General features: G+C 45.0%; 22 protein-coding genes. 1 reads left to right on the top strand and 21 read right to left on the bottom strand.

The genetic code is table 11. The annotated features are described in order from the left end of the window. Positions 1–265: 265 nt before the first annotated feature. The 7 genes from ACQ5BJ_RS05340 to ACQ5BJ_RS05370 all read right to left on the bottom strand — a co-directional run bounded on the left by ACQ5BJ_RS05340 (position 266) and on the right by ACQ5BJ_RS05370 (position 4,075). Positions 266–697 carry a hypothetical protein gene (locus tag ACQ5BJ_RS05340; protein WP_005546965.1) on the bottom strand — a complete coding sequence of 144 codons (432 nt, stop codon included), beginning with the start codon at positions 695–697 and terminating at the stop codon, positions 266–268. Between the two features lie 633 nt (positions 698–1,330). Continuing rightward, positions 1,331–1,453: a hypothetical protein gene (locus ACQ5BJ_RS05345; RefSeq protein WP_005546961.1), complete on the bottom strand. Its 123-nt coding sequence runs from the start codon at positions 1,451–1,453 to the stop codon at positions 1,331–1,333. Further along, a complete protein-coding gene (locus ACQ5BJ_RS05350) occupies positions 1,422–1,973 on the bottom strand; it encodes an accessory gene regulator B family protein (RefSeq protein ID WP_268622712.1) in 552 nt (183 codons plus the stop codon). Before ACQ5BJ_RS05350 ends, ACQ5BJ_RS05345 begins: the two co-directional genes overlap by 32 nt. Further along, positions 1,970–2,626: a hypothetical protein gene (locus ACQ5BJ_RS05355; RefSeq protein ID WP_005546957.1), complete on the bottom strand. Its 657-nt coding sequence runs from the start codon at positions 2,624–2,626 to the stop codon at positions 1,970–1,972. The genes ACQ5BJ_RS05350 and ACQ5BJ_RS05355 overlap by 4 nt, the downstream gene beginning before the upstream one ends. Positions 2,627–2,820: 194 nt before the next feature. Then, positions 2,821–3,306 (bottom strand): ASCH domain-containing protein, encoded by a 486-nt coding sequence (locus ACQ5BJ_RS05360; RefSeq protein WP_268622714.1) that lies wholly within the window; start codon positions 3,304–3,306, stop codon positions 2,821–2,823. 193 nt (positions 3,307–3,499) lie between these two features. Beyond that, positions 3,500–3,679 (bottom strand): hypothetical protein, encoded by a 180-nt coding sequence (locus tag ACQ5BJ_RS05365; protein WP_171414319.1) that lies wholly within the window; start codon positions 3,677–3,679, stop codon positions 3,500–3,502. A gap of 243 nt (positions 3,680–3,922) precedes the next feature. After that, positions 3,923–4,075 carry a hypothetical protein gene (locus ACQ5BJ_RS05370; protein WP_005546950.1) on the bottom strand — a complete coding sequence of 51 codons (153 nt, stop codon included), beginning with the start codon at positions 4,073–4,075 and terminating at the stop codon, positions 3,923–3,925. Between the two features lie 445 nt (positions 4,076–4,520). Between ACQ5BJ_RS05370 and ACQ5BJ_RS05375 the strand changes: the two genes are divergently transcribed. Continuing rightward, positions 4,521–5,255, top strand: coding sequence for a LexA family transcriptional regulator (locus ACQ5BJ_RS05375; RefSeq protein WP_157266799.1), 735 nt, complete (start codon positions 4,521–4,523; stop codon positions 5,253–5,255). Positions 5,256–5,741: 486 nt separating this feature from the next. On the opposite strand, the gene ACQ5BJ_RS05380 is transcribed toward ACQ5BJ_RS05375, so the two are convergent. From ACQ5BJ_RS05380 to hepT, 14 genes are all read right to left on the bottom strand, one after another. Continuing rightward, positions 5,742–6,836, bottom strand: coding sequence for a prephenate dehydrogenase (locus ACQ5BJ_RS05380; RefSeq protein WP_005546945.1), 1,095 nt, complete (start codon positions 6,834–6,836; stop codon positions 5,742–5,744). Further along, positions 6,833–7,930, bottom strand: coding sequence for a histidinol-phosphate transaminase (hisC, locus tag ACQ5BJ_RS05385; protein ID WP_005546943.1), 1,098 nt, complete (start codon positions 7,928–7,930; stop codon positions 6,833–6,835). The genes ACQ5BJ_RS05380 and hisC overlap by 4 nt, the downstream gene beginning before the upstream one ends. A gap of 50 nt (positions 7,931–7,980) precedes the next feature. Then, positions 7,981–8,808: a tryptophan synthase subunit alpha gene (gene trpA, locus ACQ5BJ_RS05390; protein ID WP_430108985.1), complete on the bottom strand. Its 828-nt coding sequence runs from the start codon at positions 8,806–8,808 to the stop codon at positions 7,981–7,983. Then, complete coding sequence (gene trpB, locus ACQ5BJ_RS05395) at positions 8,805–10,025, bottom strand: tryptophan synthase subunit beta (protein ID WP_367667542.1); 1,221 nt, start codon at positions 10,023–10,025, stop codon at positions 8,805–8,807. The genes trpA and trpB overlap by 4 nt, the downstream gene beginning before the upstream one ends. Continuing rightward, positions 10,022–10,726, bottom strand: a complete 705-nt coding sequence (locus ACQ5BJ_RS05400; RefSeq protein WP_430108988.1) for a phosphoribosylanthranilate isomerase — start codon at positions 10,724–10,726, stop codon at positions 10,022–10,024. The genes trpB and ACQ5BJ_RS05400 overlap by 4 nt, the downstream gene beginning before the upstream one ends. A gap of 58 nt (positions 10,727–10,784) precedes the next feature. Then, the gene (gene trpC / locus ACQ5BJ_RS05405) at positions 10,785–11,594 is read right to left on the bottom strand and encodes an indole-3-glycerol phosphate synthase TrpC (RefSeq protein ID WP_430108991.1); all 810 of its coding nucleotides are present in this window, start codon (positions 11,592–11,594) and stop codon (positions 10,785–10,787) included. Next, a complete protein-coding gene (trpD, locus tag ACQ5BJ_RS05410; RefSeq protein WP_430113387.1) occupies positions 11,584–12,642 on the bottom strand; it encodes an anthranilate phosphoribosyltransferase in 1,059 nt (352 codons plus the stop codon). Before trpD ends, trpC begins: the two co-directional genes overlap by 11 nt. Further along, positions 12,639–14,345: an anthranilate synthase component I gene (trpE, locus tag ACQ5BJ_RS05415; RefSeq protein ID WP_430108994.1), complete on the bottom strand. Its 1,707-nt coding sequence runs from the start codon at positions 14,343–14,345 to the stop codon at positions 12,639–12,641. Before trpE ends, trpD begins: the two co-directional genes overlap by 4 nt. Positions 14,346–14,847: 502 nt before the next feature. Then, entirely contained in the window at positions 14,848–15,216 is a 369-nt protein-coding gene (gene aroH / locus ACQ5BJ_RS05420) for a chorismate mutase (RefSeq protein ID WP_163978149.1), read from the bottom strand. A gap of 2 nt (positions 15,217–15,218) precedes the next feature. Then, positions 15,219–16,340, bottom strand: a complete 1,122-nt coding sequence (aroB, locus tag ACQ5BJ_RS05425) for a 3-dehydroquinate synthase (RefSeq protein ID WP_005546927.1) — start codon at positions 16,338–16,340, stop codon at positions 15,219–15,221. Positions 16,341–16,353: 13 nt separating this feature from the next. Then, the gene (aroC, locus tag ACQ5BJ_RS05430) at positions 16,354–17,523 is read right to left on the bottom strand and encodes a chorismate synthase (protein WP_040735833.1); all 1,170 of its coding nucleotides are present in this window, start codon (positions 17,521–17,523) and stop codon (positions 16,354–16,356) included. A gap of 230 nt (positions 17,524–17,753) precedes the next feature. Further along, positions 17,754–18,620 carry a CheR family methyltransferase gene (locus ACQ5BJ_RS05435; RefSeq protein ID WP_005546923.1) on the bottom strand — a complete coding sequence of 289 codons (867 nt, stop codon included), beginning with the start codon at positions 18,618–18,620 and terminating at the stop codon, positions 17,754–17,756. A 223-nt stretch (positions 18,621–18,843) separates the two neighbouring features. After that, the gene (gene ndk / locus ACQ5BJ_RS05440; protein WP_163978146.1) at positions 18,844–19,287 is read right to left on the bottom strand and encodes a nucleoside-diphosphate kinase; all 444 of its coding nucleotides are present in this window, start codon (positions 19,285–19,287) and stop codon (positions 18,844–18,846) included. Between the two features lie 94 nt (positions 19,288–19,381). Next, positions 19,382–20,356, bottom strand: a complete 975-nt coding sequence (gene hepT / locus ACQ5BJ_RS05445) for a heptaprenyl diphosphate synthase component II (protein WP_005546921.1) — start codon at positions 20,354–20,356, stop codon at positions 19,382–19,384.

Raw genomic sequence — 20,356 nt, forward strand, 5'->3', positions numbered from 1 at the left:
TACTCTCGATGTGAAAAAAAGTTGCGAATCGGAGAAAATTGTTATAAAGAAACTTATAAACCTAATGATTACGTACTATGGGTATGATCTGTGTCTTGATATCATGACACTCGCCCCTTAGCATTTCAAGTCGTATTTTAGCATAATAAAGTCGAAAATTGCTTAAAAATTTTTTAAGATTCGGATTTTTTAAAAAAACCACTCCGATTGGAGTGGCTGCACAACTTGTGCAATCTATTGGATAGGAGAGGAGAGTCCTGCCCCGTTACTGTAAATAGAACAGATGCCCGTGAACTGGTTGTATACAGGCTAGTTTACGGCGCATTTGTTCAACCATCATTCCGTCTCCAACACCTGTTTTATATGCATCATTAAAACCATAAAGTTTTTGAACAAACAGATCCTCTAAAGCAAGAATACGATCGTTGGGAATTATTCCCTCGAGCTTTTGTAATTCCCCAGCAAACGCTTCATAGACTTGTTCGTTAGACTTCTCACAATTCGCTACGACTTCCCAGGTGCGTTGTTCAATCATATTTTCAATCCATTCTTCGTGAAGCTTCGAGTTATATTTAACTTGGCAAGCAAAATTAAACACCTCTATGATCGCTTCAGCTAGAATCGGCTCAATTAGAAATGCTTCATTATATAGAACCATGATTTTTGTTTGCAGTTGATCGACTGAATTTGTTTGCATTAGAGAACACCATCCTTATGATTACATTTTCCGTATTCAGGAATTCTGCAAATAGAATCGAACCCCTGTAAGGCAACATGATATAATTCCCAGTTCCATTGCAGCAGTATAACCTCGTAAAAATAATAGCATATGATCATATATCTTATTGTCGAATTCAGTCGACAAAAAGGCCAGATTAACCTAGGTTAATCTGGCCTTTACTTATTAATTATTTTCATGGTAATAGAGATGAAAAAAGAGCCTTTTTCACCAAAGGCTCTTTGTCATTAAATGTCGAATGTATTTCTTCTTATCACGAGATACATATAATGGAATAGGGTAATCTTTAAAATACGCAATCGCCCCCCTGCCATCGGGTCTCGTATATTCAATGTTGTTTACATTCGCAAAGCTGCTTGAGTCCAAAAGCTTGATACATTCATATTTTGAGAACGCTTCATAATGTTCACCCAAAGTTGTAAGCACCGTAAATGTGCCCTTTCGCGTGTGAAAAAGCGGCAAAATATGATTGGCCTTCGGTCGAAATGCCTCAGCAAAATAAAGGTCGTCAATAGTGAATGTATCGAAGTCCCCTACTGGTTTCCCATTCTCGACTCTAACTCCTAATAATTCCATATCGACACCTTATCATTATTTCTTGCGCAACTCTTTAGGCACCGGCAGAGATCCAACAAATATCTTTGCTTGCTTTGAAAAGCTATTTGCCGCAACAGAAAGAACATTAGATGTTATCTTTACCAATTGTTTTTTCATGATATTTAGCTCCTTTCCTAGAATGTGGAATAATCAGCAAAGCTTGTGCTAGGTAAACAAGCGCAAGTGTTGATGATTGTATATATATGTTTGCACCGACCATCAGAACAGAAATCAACTTATTCCGAAGTTTGTGGTCATTCGTGCTGCTCAAGTATTCGGTGACATTCGGTGCAAACAGTATATAGCATATCAGTCCTAATATTGATATACCTAATACTGCGTTCGTTGATAACATGATATGAGGTGGAACAACGATTATCAGGGTTGACACGATGAAACATAGATCCATCGTCTTCGCATGCAATCCACCTGAAAAATGCCTGATTACACCAAAAGCGAGTAAAGAAACAATAGTATCGATGGGTCTTCCAGAAATAAAACCTATAGTGATAGATGAAGTCGTTACAAAAAAAATATTCAGTATATTGGCGAATGCATACGTAAGCACCTCATGGCTCACGTGACTACCATTACGTCTTAAAAATGCGGCAAGAAATTTTGAAATCTTCTCTATCATTCCTGTTCGCTCCTACGGTGGAGCAAATAGTATAGAAGCGAAAAGTTTAGTAAAACGATTATGTAGGCGAGCCATGCATATCCTGATAATAAAAATACCGCTGATGCTGTCAGTATTAGAAAAGTCACAATTGCCGCATAAAAAACCTTATTTTCTTTTTTGCTAAATTTTGTCATATCACTATGCGGAGGATGTATAATAAAAGTAAAACCAAGACCGATGGCATTCAAAAAGTTTGAAATGAGCATCGTCCCTCCAGCGGTTGCAATCTGAAGTAAATAAAGATACACTCCGTAGGATTCCATCAACATACTACTGTCGAAATTAATCGTAATATTTAATACTAAAAATAACAATGATTGAACAGCAGTATAAAAAGCATAACCTGATAAAGTTATTATAACAGCATATTGCAACCGTACTTTAATAACATAATTCATAAACACTATTATTGCACACATCGTTAGCGGAATATCGAACCAAGGCGCTTCAAAAACAATCCTTATTAAGTAAGATGACAACGATAGTACAATAGACATCACAACGAAGTCTTTTAGATAAAAACTTACCTTGAATCGGAAAAGTTTCAAGGTCGCTGTTAATAACGCAAACGCTTCAAATGCACCAATGAAAATATATAACGCACTTGTCACTCATTTTCCCCCTATATCATCCTCTAATCCAATTATAGGTAGATAGCAAACAGACATCAAGCAATAATCTTTTTCCCATAAATCAAGTTAAAACTCCTAAAATTGATAGTCTTCTAACAATTAGGGTGCAGTTCAGCAATCCAGAGCTTTACATATAAAAATTAATTCAATAAACTTGTTTTAGATCGTAATGTCTATTCACTTTCTTTGCCTCCCTGCCCCTCATAATCCCAGTTCCATAAACCTTGCTGGCCTTTGGCTGGGATAGGGTTTACCATCCACTTCACTACATCGATCTCCCAAGCAAAGCGCCCTTTGGAATAATCGCCAAAGTAAAGTTCATTGTTGTCAGGCGTAATTCCATATATCTTAGTACCCGTCGAATCGTTAAGAATAGCGGTTCCATCTACCGGAAAATTAATTTCTCCTATAACCTCCCAACAATCCTCCAACTGACACATCGCCACTACCGCACCTGTCGGCAAATTATCAACCGTATACCCGTGTTCTGACAGTGTTGATCGGATTGGGTCTGACGCACATGCTTTCTTGTCAATCTTTTTACCTGCATGAATAGCTATTTCACCGCGGTGCTTTGTTGCCCAACTGCGCGTCTCGAATTTCTTCTCTCCAAGGGCGATCAAAGTCGCCCATGGTTGGGTGATTGTTATTGCTTTCATGATTCCCTCCCAACTGCTAACGCTTGCTAGTCTTTGCCTGCGCCAGATATGATTCAATACAACTTAAATCCTAGTTGAAAAATTGCTTAGCCCCATCCGTTCTATTTCTGCTGAAGCCCATCGTTCAAATGGATACCGTGAAGGATCAATACATTCACGAACGTAACGATCTGCTAGATGATCTAGGAGTTTATCAGGTATGGGCATGGGAGGCCCCCCCTTCTTGACCTGAATTTACGATGACTACCTTTGCACGCTTAAGCATGTGTTCAACTGAACAGCACAGGTCTGTTCCAACCTTCCATACAACCTGCCCGAAGAAGATTTCTTTATCGCACACTGGGCAATGGTCAATGACTTCATTTGTATCCATGGTATGATTCTCCCTACCTTAAATTTTTCGCATACTCGTTATACCGATGCTTACAGCCCCGCATAGATTGACCATCCATTAGAATCTAGTATTTTCAAGTAATTGAGAATACAGTGCTAGTTCGAGTCTATCGCTGTTTTTGACCTCAGTTCTGTCTCCTTAAGCTGATATAGTGATGTTTTCTTGATCCTTTGATTTATGCTGTTGCTTCATTGCTTTTGCTAATAACGCAAGAACTGATATTCATAAGACTCCCGCCTGTCCATTATCAGTTCCTCCAGGTAAGAAATTGATAAGTGCAAGTTCTTCTTTAAGCTTCGCAATTTCAAAATCAATAGTTTCGGGAGTGACATTAATACTCAGCATATCTCTTTCAATTTCCTGAATACTTCTCATATGGCCTCCTTAAGTTCCTGTCGCAGTGCTTTCATCACATCTACGGGGATTATCTCCTTGTATTTAGCCACTGCAAGCTTCTCATATGTTAAATCTTCACAATATGGCGACAACACTTTTGCAAGTGTTCGATTGACTTCATCACTAGCTGGCGGTTTATATCCGGTACACAATTTGCTGATATAGAATCTAGTGATTCGCTTACCCTGAAGTTTACATTTATCAGCCACTTGCTGATAAGAAAGTCCACTTGCATTAACCGCATTTGAAAGAATGTTCGAGTACCTCATAGTTCACTTCGCCTCTTTTGTTTACTTTTTAGTGTAACTATTGTTAACTAAATACTAGAACATTATTTTGTTTTGGTCAATAGTTAACAACAAAGAACTGTTGACTATTTAGTGCAACATATGTATTATGAGTTTATCCCAATTAGAGGAAGGAGATGGAAGAAAAAATGAATTACCATGAATTGCTGCGAAAGTATATTGCAGACTCCGGGCTGAGGTTGAATGTGATTGCAGAAAAATTAAAGGACTACAACTATAACGTTAGTAAGAGCTATATTAGCCAGCTCCAAAACGGGAAGACACCTAACCCGGCCACGGACGAACTAAATAGAGCGCTCGCTGAGATAACGGGCGGAGATGTCGAAAAACTTCTGTTCGCTGCTATCATTGAACGCGCACCAGAAGAAGTCAAAGGAAAGCTTTTAAGGCTTGAAAAACTCAAGTCCCTAAAAACCGAATACACGCAGGTTAAAGGCACTAAAGTACCATATGTAACCGATAAGGATGAAAAGTTCATTTCTGTTCCTGTATTAGATTCGATCACATACAGTAAGGTCGTTGAAGCTGGCAAATCGGACAGAACTATTTATATAGATCGATCCATTACACAAGGTAGAAGGGCATTTGCTCTACATGTATCGGAAGAGAGTATGATTGGTGATCACATCACAATAGGTGACGTCGCGGTGTGTCTTATCCAAGAAGAAGTTACGTCTAATGACATTGCGATCGTCGCTATAGAAGAACAGAACGCTACTCTCAGGCGTGTTAAGTTCCAAAACGACATATGTATGCTGATGCCGTCAAACGCTGCAATGCAACCAATTCTGGTCGCTTCTAGCCAAGTTAAAGTTTTAGGTAAAGTTGTTGAAGTGCGACGCACCTTGTAAATCACTATGGCATGGCTTTCGCCGTGCCTAGAAAGGGGGATATCTTAGTTGGTAGTTAAAAAGAGGGTGAAAACGGAATTTATATACGGACAATGTATGTAATGGATAAAGAAGGAAATATCACTAGAAGGATAGCGAAATGAGTCATTGAAAACAAAATCCCTCTCAATATGAAGAAGGATGATAAGCTTAAAATTGCTAATTTGATTATTACAAAAAAAGTTTTTGGAGAAACTGCAGAAATTCAATTTCGGTGGGGTGAATCTTTAGAAATTAAAGCCAAAGGAAAAAAGAAGCATTTTTGTGCCATATACTTTTATTAAGACAAAAAAAAAGACCACCCCGATTGGAGTGGCTGCACAACTTGTGCAATTTTATTGGATAGGAGTGGAGAGAAACCATACTGTACTGCTATTATAATGTATACGTTTTCACGTCGTCAATAGGTTTTCGTTAAAAATTTTCTTCAATTCACAAATTTTTCCGTTATATGAATACTTCGTACCCTTTGGAGCTTAGCAGTTCCTTCGCTCGATCCCAGTCCCCCTGCTGACGGAATGACAATCGGAGTACGCCCGGCACGTCCTCGCGGCTTTCAATTATTTGAACATTGCTCAAGTTAATGTGATGATTACCAAGCTCTGTTGCAATACTGCCGATAATACCAGGATGATCGGGTACATTGACGTATAGTTCGTAGAGCGATTGGATAACGCCTTTGCGGCGTTCCGGCATGCGGCTCCGGAAGTCGCCAGCCTCAGCAAACTGCTGGATTATCCCTTCACCGTCCTGTCGCTGCAATATATCGATAAATTGCTCCGTAGACGCTTTCCAGTCTAAAAGTAAACGAAGAACGACATCCCTATTGTTAATAAGAATGTCTCTCCATATGACAGGATCACTGGATGCAATACGGGTAATGTCCCGGAATCCACCGGCAGCGAGCAGCTCATACAGCTCATTATTCTCATTATAGGAGCGTACCTGATTCACCAAGGCTACTGCGACCACATGCGGCAAATGACTGATTGCGCCAACTACCTCATCGTGCTCTTCCGGATTCATCCGAATGATATGCGCCTTCGTATATCGGAGCAAGGATACAAGCCTGCTATAAGCTTCTTCATTAGCCGATTCATCAGGTGTTAGTACATAAAAAGCATTTTCGAACAGCAGTGTAGTAGCCGCTTCAACACCCGAGCGCTCCGAGCCGGCCATTGGATGACCACCAATAAAGTGTACGTCCTCCCATTGCAGTCCACGTGCGCAACGCGCTACCGATGACTTCGTGCTTCCTACATCAGTTACGATGCAGCCCGGCTTGAGCGGCAAATTCTGCAAATCATTCAGCATTGATTCCAGCATTCCCACTGGAACACATACGAAGATGTAATCCGCATCCTCAACCGCATCACGCAAGGAGGTCGTCGCTTCATCTACGACGCCGCGCTCTATATACTTCTCTGCTGATGATTGACTTGGGGAATAACCAACGACATGTATACCCGGCCTGTTCTTAAAGCATAAGGCGAGAGAGCCGCCTATGAGCCCTACGCCTATAATTGTAATCTTAGTTCTCATTTCGTCACCTTAACCTCTTCCAAGGCTTCTTCCAAGGCTTGAACCATTGCCTCATTTTCTTCTTGGCTGCCAATCGTAATTCGGATATGCTGCGGATATTTGCTATGGCCTGCGCGGGTTATAATGCCGCGACGCAGGAGTGCGTTAAAGACTTCAATTGCTGAAAATCCTACATCAACCATTATGAAGTTTCCGTGTGCTGGAAAGCTATCCAGATTCATGCGCGCAAATTGCTGCTGTACATACTGAATTCCAGCTGCATTCTTCTGCCTGCAATCTTCAATGAAGGCTTGATCCTGTACGGCAGCTAAAGCTGCTGCCTGAGCGAAGCGAGTTGTGTTAAATGGCTCACGAACCTGATTGATCGTATGAATCACATCAGGGTGTCCGATTCCATAACCGATGCGCAAAGACGCCAATCCATAAATTTTCGAAAATGTTCGCAAGGAAACAACATTGGAATAACGGCGTACTAGCTCTAAAGCATCACGGAAGTTCGGATCTGTTACATATTCACAGTATGCCTCATCCAATACAACCATTACATGTGCAGGTATACGTGCGATAAATTGATCCAGCTCATCAGCGCTTACAATCGTTCCCGTCGGATTGTTTGGATTGCAAATCCATACGATTTTCGTCCGGTCATTCACGGCAGCAAGCATCGCGTCCAGATCATGCGCTCCATCCTTTAGCGGAACCTCTATAGTTACGGCTCCCTCAATTTCTGCATTGTGCTTATATTGGGGGAATGTCTGATCCGCTATGACAATCTCATCGCCGGGCACGAGATACGCGCGGCATATCATTAAAATAATTTCATCTGAGCCAGCGCCAAAAATCAATTGTTTTCGCTCAACATCCAAATGTGCCGCAACAGCATCGGTCAGTGCTTGAGCTGCTCCATCTGGATAAATGCTCATATTGTTCACTTCTTGTAAGATAGCTTGCTTCGCTTGCTTAGAAGATCCGAACGGATTCTCATTGGAAGCCAGCTTGATAATACGATCCAAGCCCAGCTCTCGCTTTACTTCATCAACTGATTTCCCTGGCTGATATACAGGCAGGTGAACAACACTGTTCTTCGGCTGCATGTGGGTATACCACCTTTCTCATTTACAAAAGTGATTGCAAATGCAAAAAATTAATGTTTTAATTGTCGCACAAAATCACAAATTTGCAAGATGCCCTCTGCAGCCGAATTCGAATCCTCCAATAACGGCAGCGCTTCTTCAATGCGCCGCACGATAGCACTTCCTACGATGACACCGTCACAACGCTTCGCAAAATGCCGCACATGCGCTGCAGTCGAGATGCCGAAGCCAATCGCAATCGGAAGCTCTGTACTGCGCCGAACCAAATCGATGAAACCATCGACCTGCGTGTCGAAGCTGTCTCTGACACCTGTTACACCGAGTGAGGATACACAATAAATGAAGCCTCTTCCTTCAGCTACGATTGCGCCTACCCGCGCATCTGATGTCGGAGCTACCAACGGTATAAGATGAATGCCCTCACGATCAGCGGCTTCCCTGACTTCATGGCTCTCTTCATAAGGCAAGTCAGGAATAATAATACCGCTAATTCCAGCCTTTCTTGCCTCCTGTACGAAGCTGTCAAAGCCGAATTGCAGTACCGGATTATAGTAGGTAAACAACACATAAGGAATGCCCGCTCCTCGTTTTCGCGCTTGTGCAGCAACACGTAGCGCATCTGCAATGGATACTTGATTGCGCAATGCCCGGGCAGATGCACGTTCGATTACCGGACCATCAGCAAGCGGATCAGAATATGGAATGCCTAATTCAATAATGTCAGCACCCGCCTGCTCCATTTGCAGTAGTAACTCAAGCGTTATCTCACACGTTGGATCGCCTAACGTGATAAAGGGCATTAAAGCAGACTTGCCAATTGCTTTTAATGTACGGAATGTATCATCCAACAAATTGCTGCTTGCTACTGTCTGACTCATACCAAATCCTCCCCCAACGTCTCCATAATCGTGCCAACGTCTTTGTCCCCCCGGCCGGACAAGCAAATGACAATTATATCTTCCTTATTCATAGCAGGCGCCGATTTCATTGCCTGCGCAACCGCATGAGATGATTCCAATGCCGGAATAATACCTTCCGTGCGGCAAAGCAATTGCAGCGCATTCAGCGCCTCCTCATCTGTAATTGGTACGTATGTGGCTCTCTCCGTATATTTTAAATATGAATGCTCTGGACCTACGCCCGGATAATCAAGTCCTGCTGATATCGAATGTGCTGGCTGAACTTGACCGAACTGATCCTGCAGCAAATAACTCATCGATCCCTGAAATACGCCTGGTGTCCCCAGCGTCATTGTAGCTGCGTGATAGGGTGTATCTACTCCTTTTCCTGCCGCCTCTACCCCAACAAGCTGAACGGATTCATCCTGCAAAAATGGATAGAACATCCCCATGGAATTGCTGCCCCCACCTACTGCTGCGATCAGCATGTTCGGCAAGCGCCCCTCCAGTTCAACCATTTGCTGGCGTGTTTCATCTCCGATAATGCGCTGGAAGTCTCTTACGATCATCGGATATGGATGTGGACCAACTACTGATCCCAGAATATAGAATGTATCCTGGACATTGCTCACCCAGTATCGCAGTGTTTCATTCCCAGCATCCTTCAATGTCCGTGTGCCTGACAACACAGGCACGACTTCGGCACCAAGCAGCTTCATCCGGAATACATTCAAGCTTTGCCGCTTCATATCCTCTTCACCCATGAATACTTTGCATTCCATGCCTAGCAGCGCTGCAACCGTTGCTGTCGCAACACCGTGCTGGCCCGCTCCCGTTTCAGCAATAAGCTTGGTCTTGCCCATACGTTTTGCAAGCAAAGCTTGCCCGATTGTGTTGTTAATTTTATGAGCCCCGGTGTGGTTCAAATCCTCACGCTTCAAATAAATTTTAGCGCCGCCCAGCGTAGCAGTGAGCCTCTCTGCGTAATAAAGCGAGGTCGGCCGGCCTGAGTATTGAGTCAGGAGCTTGATCAGCTCTTGTTGGAATTCAGGATCCTTTACGTGTGAGCGATATGCCTCTTCCAGCTCCAACAGCGCATTCATTAATGTTTCTGGCACAAATCGGCCTCCAAATGGTCCGAATCTACCGTTCTCATCCGGTAAAACGGTTGCTGCAATCTTTTCCATGTTGCTCATTTTCCCCTCACCCTTTCGATAAACTTCTGAACCTTTACGACATCTTTCACTCCATTAGTTTCCACGCCGCTGGATACGTCTACACCTTGAATCCCATATTCCCTTACTACCAACTCAACATTATCAGGCGTCAACCCGCCCGCAATATAAAGTGGAAGCTCGAATTCCGCCAAAGCGTCTGTATAGGCTGGTATTACCGTCCAATCAAATACTTTTCCAGAACCGCCGCCCTGCATAGGACAATACGTATCAAGCAGGACAACATCCGCATATTGAACATCCAACTCGTTCACTGCCGTGCTACTCGAATAGAATATGCCCTCGTCTGATCCATTGATCGGAATCGACCTCCATATTTGTACATCATAGTGATCCTTTATCCACGCCAACAGTGCCGTATTATTCTTTACATGGAGCTGAACACTTGTAATCGGAGCCAAATCCAGCACTTGCTTCAGCTCTTCACGAGTTGGATTCGCGAACACACCTACAATATCAGGCAATTCTTGTTCTTCTCTGCTGAGCTGGAACAGCCACTGCTTCACTCGCTGCGGATCAACCTGTCTTCGACTTGGCGCAAAAACAAATCCGATATGATCGGGCTTCATCTGTACAACTCGACGAGTTATGTCCAGATTGGTCAAGCCACAGATTTTAACTTTGGATGAGTGCTCACTGCATGATCGTTCATTCACTGCCATAATGCTTGCTCCTTACATATTCAGACTTCCATCCTCGTTTTCTTCCCTTTTTAGCTAATCAGATAACAGTATTTGGGTTTAGAAGCCCGCTCATCAACTGCTCCACTGCAGCCTTTATATCTTTTTGTCTCATGAAATGCTCTCCGACTAGTACCGCATCAACATCCAGCTCATCCATACGATGTATATGTGCCGGAAGATGGATGCCGCTTTCGCTCACTAAGATACAGCCTGACGGCGCTAGATGTCGAATCCGATTAGTCTGCTCGATATCCGTCTCAAACGTATGCAGGTTGCGATTATTAATGCCTATGAGCTTGATGCCTTCTATCCTGCCAACACGCTCCATCTCCGCCTCATCATGTACTTCTACCAGAACATCCATGCCAAGTTGTCTAGCAGTGTCGTGCAAATGCCGCAGTTGATTATCACTCAAGATGGCTGCGATCAGCAGCACTGCATCCGCACCTAGTAACCTTGCTTCAAACAATTGGAGTTCATCGATAATAAATTCCTTCCGTAATATCGGCAAATCCGTTAAGGCGCGCACCTGCTGCAAAATTTCGCTGCCGCCTTGAAAATAGACCTGATCCGTTAACACGGACAATGCATCTGCACCTGCTGCCTCATATTCAGCAACAATCTCGGCTGGATCAAAATGCTGACGGATCAGCCCTTTGGATGGCGACGCCTTCTTTACTTCAGCAATCAAGGCAACCGAACGATTTTTATTTGCAGTCAGTGAATCGATAAAACCTCGACATGGAGGAAGCTCTGCTGCCATCTTCTCCGCCTCGATTCGATTCATCACTTGTCTAAGCGTTTGTACTTCTTCTTCCTTCGTACGTACTATCCGTTCAAGAAACATGACTTAGCCCTCCAGTCACTGCGATCCATTGATCCAGCTTTTGATTTGCCAATCCATTATCGATTGCTTCAGCAGCTATTCGAACACCTTCAGCGATCGATCCCGATTGTCCCGCTACATAGATGCAAGCGCCCGCATTGGCGAGAACAATATCCCGGTGGGCTCCCTGCTCTCCATATAGTAGCCCGCGAATAATTTGTGCGTTCGTTGAGGCATCGCCGCCAAGCACATTTTTCAACGGCTGCGTGCGAAGTCCGAGTTCCTCAGGCGTAATCGTATATGTGAATACTTCTCCGTTTTTCAGTTCACTCACCTGTGTTGGAGCAGATAAGCTGATTTCATCCAAGCCATCCTCACTAGCAACAACAAGTGCCCGCTTCAACCCGAGCTCTCGCAAGACTGCCGCGATCGTATTCGTCTTCGTACGGTCATAAATTCCTAGCACCTGCCGATCCGCTCCTGCTGGATTTGTTAAAGGACCGAGCATGTTAAAAACCGTGCGAACACCAAGCTCTTTACGCGGCGCAGCCGCATGCTTCAGCGCAGGATGATACACTTGAGCGAACATGAAGCAGATTCCGATTCGTTCCAAGCACTGTGCCGCTTCTTCACTTGTTAACTGGATATTGACACCGAGCGCCTCCAGAACATCCGCACTGCCGGAACGACTGGAAGCAGAACGATTGCCATGCTTCGCAACCCGAACGGATGCGGACGATGCGATAATCGCCGCGACTGTAGAGACATTTAACTTATGAATGCCCGAACCGCCTGTGCCACACGTGTCCAGCAAACGCTCATGCGAGGTTACGACTTGATACGCCCGGCTGCGCATCGCTTCAGCAAAACCAGCGATTTCATCAACCGTTTCTCCCTTCAAGCGCAGTCCTGCAAGCAGAGCGCCGATTTGTGCGGATGTTGCGTGACCATCCATAACATTGGCCATGACATCGCGAGCTTCTCCACGGCTTAGGTGCTGTCCCGACAGCACCTGGCCAAGCGCTTCCTTCAGCAACGCATTCCCGATTACAAGTTGGCTCGTCATCATAAGTTCCTCCCCTCGGCGACGGGAAGCGAAGCAGCCCGTTCCTCCGTACCAATATAATAGTCCCAGTTCGCTGGCAGCATTGTGGCGTTGGCTGTAGTACTTCTGATTGCCGTCTGTTCAATTGTGCTTGTGCATAGAGACTCATCAGTATTGCGGTCTTGAGCAGCAGAACCAGCAGACCTAGAATAACTACTGTTACTTCCGAACATCTCTTCGGTCATTCGTATCGCCAGGAGCAAAGCCTTCGCTTTGTTAATCGTCTCTTCATATTCATTCTCCGGAATGGAATCCCAGACAACTCCTGCACCGGCCTGAACATATGCTAGGCCCTCTCGAAAAATAATCGTTCGTATCGTAATGCAGGAATCCATATTCCCATTGAAGCCTAAATAACCAATGGCTCCACCATAGATCCCGCGCGACTCTTCTTCCAGCTCGGCAATAATCTCCATTGCTCGAATCTTCGGGGCTCCGGATAATGTGCCTGCCGGCAAACAGGACAGAAAGGCATCGAAAAAATCCTTGTTCTTGCGCAGCTTGCCAGATACGTTCGACACGATATGCATCACATGGGAATACCGCTCCACGTTCATGTACGTATCACAGCGTACGGTTCCGAACTCGCATACGCGGCCAAGATCATTCCGCCCGAGATCAACCAGCATGACGTGCTCCGCTCGTTCCTTCTCATCTTGCATGAGATCGGCCTCAAACGCAGCATCCTCTTCTTCTGAGGCTCCGCGCGGTCTCGTTCCGGCAATCGGTCTTGTCTCTACACGCTCATCCTTAATGCGGACAAGCATCTCTGGGGAGGTACCGACAATCATATCGTCCTCTGACTTCAACACATACATGTAAGGCGATGGATTCGTCATGCGAAGCACCCGGTACACATCAAGCGGATCCGCTTGTGTCTGTCGTTCAAAACGCTGGGATAGCACAACTTGGAATATATCCCCGGAACGAATATACTCTTTTGCTCGATTTACTTTAGCTATAAACGACTCCTTCGTTTCTGAGGATCGTACGCCTCGCAGTACCTCTTCTCCCGCAGATGATGCCGATGCTTGCTGAACCGGTCTAGTGCTGCTCGCAAGCGGTGCTGTCAGCTTCATCTGCAGACCTCGCAGCTTCTGTCTCGCTCGCTCGTATCGATAACGAATCATGTCTTCTGAACTATCTGGATCAACATGAATGTTAACAATGAACTGTATTTGCTGCTTCACATGATCAAAGGCGACCAACTGATCGCAGAACATAAATCGAATGTCATCCATTTGCAATGTATCATACTTATGTCGAGGCAACCGTTCATACTGCTGAACCAAATCATAGCCAAAGCAGCCGATAGCCCCACTTGTCATTGGAGGAAGTCTTTCTATCGCTGGACTTCTATATTTATGCATTAACTTCTTCATCATCTCGATTGGGCGCTCTCGCACCTCTGTGATATGTCCGTGTTCGATCAATCGCAATCGGCCGTTTTTCCCTTGAAGGAGCAGGAACGGATCCGTTCCGATAAAGGAATAGCGGGCCCATTGGACGCCACCCTCCACACTCTCCAGCAAAAAAGCATATGGTTCATTGCGTAATCTTTGAAATAATCGAATTGGGGTTTCTGTATCAGCCATCATCGTCTCTGCAACCGGAATGACATTATATTGCCGGGACAGACGGATAACTTCGTCCAATTGGGGATACATCGCTTTCCACTCCTTTCAACTTCGTTATGTAGCCGTCAAGAACGAATACATAGCGCGTGATGAACGAGAGCGTCTACCAACACATTTCTATTCTGTTATCCACTGTAAACGGCGCCTCCACGGAAACCATGGTTGTCATATACGAATAGCACAACATTTACAACAGTGCGTTCGAATAAAAAAGCCTCTGCGCAAGGCAGAGGCTTGTTGGTATACGATGAAATTGTGGATGAGTAATTCAAATAAATGAGGATAGGAACAGCCTATATTTGGCTCCATTACTTCGCTGCAATCAAATTGATGTACAGCAAATACAACAGGCTTAAGCCTACATAGACCATATTATTCCTATTCTATCTCGTCTCAGCTCAACTCATCTCAATCTCAAACTCAACTCTGCTCAACTATGCTGATATCAATATAACCGGAAATGAACTCTCCGTCAATCCAGTAACTGATTTTTTGGTCGCAAACGATCCGCACTTACTTGGCTCAGCCACTTCTAAGAGCCTGCCAAGTCAGGTCTGAGACCAATTGCCTCATTTAAGTACACATGGCGGATCTCGTGCTGCTCTTTGTCAGTGTTGATCGTCACCATTAATCGAATGCACAATGGAAGGCTGCCCTTAACCGGGATCTCTACCGCGCACATCAAGGGAACAAGATCCCACCCCTTCATGGCGCGTATCGCACGTGCTGGAAAGGTGGCATTCAAATCCTCTGTCATTGTAATCCAAATATTTGCAATCTGTTCAGGCTGAACGTCATTTTGCTCAACGATCTGCTCAAGCAGAAGCGTGGTCGACTGCAAAATCTCCTCTGCATCATTGCGGCTTACCGTCGTTGCACCGCGTATTCCTCTTGCGTACATGGTCACGCCTTCTTTCCCTTCAATTCTTCGATGATGTCTCGTACAAGGCTGACCGGTACATCCTTGCGAATTTCCACACGCCCAATGGCAGTAGGCACAATAAATACGGTGTGCCCTTCCTTAAACTTCTTGTCATGCATCATAGCTTGCACAATATCGTCCGTATTCATATGCTTCGGTACTGTTACAGGCAAGCCGTATTTCTTCAGTATATTCTCTGTGCGGATCGCTATTTGCTTATCTTCGCCGAGTTGTTCTGCAATGCGCGCAGCACCTACCATACCGATTGAGATAGCTTCTCCATGCAGCAATTCACCATATCCTGCGACAGCCTCCAAGGCATGCCCAATCGTATGTCCCAGATTCAATATCGCTCGCAAATCGTGTTCCCGCTCATCTTGTGAGACAACCTGTGCCTTAATCGCACAGCCCTTCAGCAAGCCGTACGTTAGTGCTTCCTCGTCTTTAGCCAGCAAGCGGTCAGCTTGCACTTCACACCAAGCAGTGAACTTCTCATCCCATATAAGGCCGTGCTTTATCATTTCAGCTAATCCTGCTCGAACTTCTCGATCCGGCAAGGTTAGCAGCGTAGAAGTATCGTACAACACCATTTCCGGCTGATGGAAGGCGCCGATTATATTTTTGGCGAACGGATGGTTAACTGCTACCTTGCCTCCAACACTGCTGTCATGAGCCAATATCGTTGTGGGCACCTGAATGAATCGAATGCCGCGCATATAAGTTGCCGCTACATAGCCAGCCAAGTCTCCGACAACGCCACCGCCAAGGGCAACAATAGAGGAATGGCGATCACATCCAGCATCAAGTGCAGCCGTAATGCATTGTTCATACACTCGCAGCGACTTGGACGATTCACCAGCCGCTACAACAAAGGAATGAACTTGATACCCTGCACGGCGAAGATTGCCTTCTGTATGATTCAAGTATAGCGGAGCAACGTGCTCGTCCGTAATAATGACGATCGGACTGCGAGTAGGGATGCCACGTAATTGGAACGCCTCACCGATACGGTTAAGAAGACCGCTGCCAATCCAAATCGGATAAGAACGCTCCCCCAGTTCAACCGTTAACTCTGCTGCATTCAAAGTGAGATTCTTGCTCATCACGTTCCCCCCTTTAATATCGGGATACTTGTTCCAAATATTGCTCATAGTTGGCGCTGATTTCTTCCATCGAATCACCGCCGAATTTTTCCAAAAATGCCTTTGCAACTTCCCACGCAACTACATGCTCCATTACAACGCTCGCTGCTGGCACCGCACATGCGTCAGAACGCTCTACCTGTGCTGTAAATGGCTCCTTCGTATCAATATCAACACTGCGCAGCGGTTTATATAATGTTGGGATAGGCTTCATGACACCGCGCACGACTACAGGCATTCCATTTGTCATCCCGCCTTCAAAACCACCGAGTCGGTTCGTAGCACGAGTATAGCCCGATTGTTCACTGTAGAGGATCTCATCATGAACTTGCGATCCGCGCAGTTGCCCCGCCTCGAACCCGATACCGATTTCTACCCCTTTAAAGGCATTGATCGACATGACTGCTTGGGCAATGCGGCCGTCCAGCTTGCGGTCATATTGCACGTGGCTGCCCAATCCAACAGGAAGACCTTCCACGATGCACTCAACAATACCGCCAATTGAGTCGCCTTCCCCTTTAATTTGGTCAATATATGCTTCCATCTTCTTCTCTGTCTCTGGATCGACGACCCGAACAGAAGATGCCTCCGTGCGTTCTCTAATTTCATCAATCGGCAAATGATGAGCAGGAGCTTCAATTTCGCCAATGCGAATAACCTGTCCAGCAATCTTGACACCGAACGCTTCAAGGAATTGACGAGCTACTGCACCAACAGCCACGCGGGCAGCTGTCTCACGCGCGCTGGAGCGCTCCAGTACATTGCGCAAATCCTTCAATTGATATTTCAAGCCGCCGTTCAGATCCGCATGACCTGGACGCGGGCGATGAACGCGACGCTTCTCTTCATCAGTCCCTTCAATCGGCTCCACATTCATAATTTTGGTCCAATGCTTCCAATCATTGTTCTCAACTACTATAGCAATTGGAGCACCTGTCGTACGTCCATGACGCACACCGCCAACGATTGTTGCTGTATCTTTCTCAATTTGCATTCGTCTCCCGCGGCCATAACCTTTTTGACGGCGATGAAGTTGGAAATTGAGTTGTTCGAAATCAATAACCATGTTGCTAGGCATTCCTTCAACAATGGCCGTTAGCTGCGGTCCATGTGTTTCTCCTGCAGTCAAATAACGTAGACTCACAAGTTGCTCCCCCTTTAGGCTGTAATGCTGTAAATGGCTAAAACCCTTAACTTTTTTCTCATTATAGTATAGGAGCCAACGTTTGACAAGAAAACAAAACACGCCCGCAACGCTTGATCGCAAGCGCTAGGGCGCATCTCCCACATCTCATTCATTCGCTCATCTAAGTACGATTCAGTTCGTTCATCATGTACGAGTATAAAATCATATACGTTATGATGATCAAGCAGCTACAGCTTGCGATAGAAGAAAGTTTCTATCGTCTCAAGATGATACTGCTGCGGATTGAAGATTTGCTCCGTGCTTCCAACAAATAAGACGCCGCCAGGCTTGAGTGAATCGGCGAATTTCCGATACAGCTCATGCTTTGCTTCTTCCGTGAAGTATATCATTACATTCCGGCAAATGATCAAATCATGCTGCGTCGCAAATAGATCGGTTAGTAAGTTTTGTTTGCGGAAGTGAATCGCTTTTTTCAAGCGATCAATGATGTGAAAACTATTCACTTGCTGCGTAAAATAGCGGCTCTTGAATGATGAAGGAACATCTTTTAATGAACGCTCTACATATATTGCTTGTTGAGCTCTCCCGAGAGCATTCTCATCAATATCCGTTGCCGTAAGTTCTGTTCGATCAAGCAGGCCCAAATCGTCGAGTATCATCGCCAGCGTGTAAGGCTCCTCTCCTGTTGAGCAAGCGGCACTCCAGCACTTTACATGCTGTGTTCGTGCAGATAGTTCAGGAAGCACACGAGTACGCAGCGTATCCCATCGCAATGGATTGCGCCAAAATTCAGATACATTGATCGTCATCCGATCCAGCATTTCGTCCAGTAAGGCCGAATTGCTGCTCATCGCCTTCGAATAAGACGCAAATGTCGAGTATCCATTCTTCAATCGCAATGTAGACAAGCGTCTACGCATTTGGGTTTCCTTATATTGTGATAAATCAATTCCTGTAGTTGATCGGAAATATTGGACAAATTCCGCATAATCCTGATCATCTCCATGATCCACCGCAGCCTCCTGCCCAGGTGCCGCATTAGCAGCAGGGAAAATAGAAGCAGCATTCCATACGGTCGTCTTATGTTCTGACAATTGTGCTCACACCTTCTAGTTCGTATATGTATGTTGCAAATGAGTTGCTACATGCTATGTGAATAGTACCTCGTATCCTATCAACTTGACAATATAAAAAAACACGGTCGAATAGTAACTATTCGCCGTGTTCTTTCTTAAATCCTGCCTATGTAAGCTCTTACAACAGAAAACAAAAAAATAGATTTACTTCTGTATGTATGAGCCGCGTTCATGGCACCGATTAAATCCACGGCTCCAATGCCCGCTCATAACAAAATGAATCCACTTCTGAGAATAAGTTTGCGATTTCACGTTCAGCGCTTTCTGGAGAATCCGAACCGTGAACCACATTGAAGTTCGTATGACTTGCATAGTCTCCCCGTATCGTCCCTGGTGCAGCTTCAATCACTTTCGTCTTGCCGATCATCAAGCGCGACAAGCTGATAACATCGTCACCCTCCCATATCATAGCAAACACTGGACCAGATGTAATAAAGTCAACGAGTTCGCCAAAAAAAGGTTTTTGTGCATGTTCTGCATAATGACGTTCAGCTTGTTCACGCGAGATTTTCATCAGTTTTCCAGCTACAAGTTTAAAGCCCTTACGTTCAAATCGGCCTACGATATCACCTATGAGGCCTCTTTGTACTCCGTCAGGTTTGACCATGATGAATGTGCGTTCCATACGATCACTCCTACTCAAATGTGAAGTCGTCTAACACACGCATTATACCAAATATTTCTTCAAATGGCACCCGATTTTTTCACCATAGTTCAAATCAATGGTTACGATTCGCAATAAAGTAAGCAATATCGCGCAGATTACGGCGAGCACGGATGTTCGGCAGGCGTTCCAATTCAGCAAGTGCTTTTTCAATATATCGGTTAGCCAACTCTTCAGCACGCTTAATCCCGTTACTTTGACGAATCATATTTAGCGCAGCAGATACATCCGTATCACCATTTTGCTCACGGATTCGATCAATTTCTCGTAGCAGCGGCACTTGCAGCTTATCGTCTTGTAACGCAAATATAACCGGCAGCGTCAAATTCCCTTGGCGAATATCGTTCCCTGGCGGCTTGCCAATTTGTTCCTCCGTACCTGTCAGGTCAAGCACATCATCTCTGATTTGAAATGCCATGCCTACATTGTAGCCGAATCGATACAAGGCATAGCCAATCTTCGATTCTGCATGTGCAGCAATCGCACCCAGCTGGCAGCTGATTGCAATGAGCAATGCTGTCTTGCGGCGGATCCGAAGCAGGTACTGCCGGATTGTCTGATTTGTATTGAAGAAATCTCGAATTTGCTCCATTTCACCAATGCACATTTCCACCATTGCCTTAGACAATATACGGTGAATTTCAGGCTGTCGCAATTCTGTCGCTACCATTAAGGCTTGACCGTACATATAATCGCCCGCATACATGGCAACGCGATTGTCCCATTTAGCCTTTACAGTAAGCTGTCCTCTTCGCATCTCCGCATCGTCTATGACATCATCATGCACGAGTGAAGCCATATGTATTAGTTCCAGAGGCACAGCAACTCGCTTCAGCTGTTCTATATCGTATGTACCGAATTTTCCTGCAAGCAGAACGAACACAGGACGAATCCGTTTGCCTCCCGCTTTCAGTAGATGCAGCGACGCTTCCGTAAGAAGCTGGTGATCAGAGCGAATGTTTCGCTCCAATTCACGCTCAATATACGATACGTCTTGTTTCATTGTCGCATAAATGTCCCACAGTTTCAT

It is taken from the genome of Paenibacillus sp. B1-35 (assembly GCF_050474385.1).
Classification (GTDB): Bacteria; Bacillota; Bacilli; order Paenibacillales; family Paenibacillaceae; genus Paenibacillus_B; species Paenibacillus_B alvei.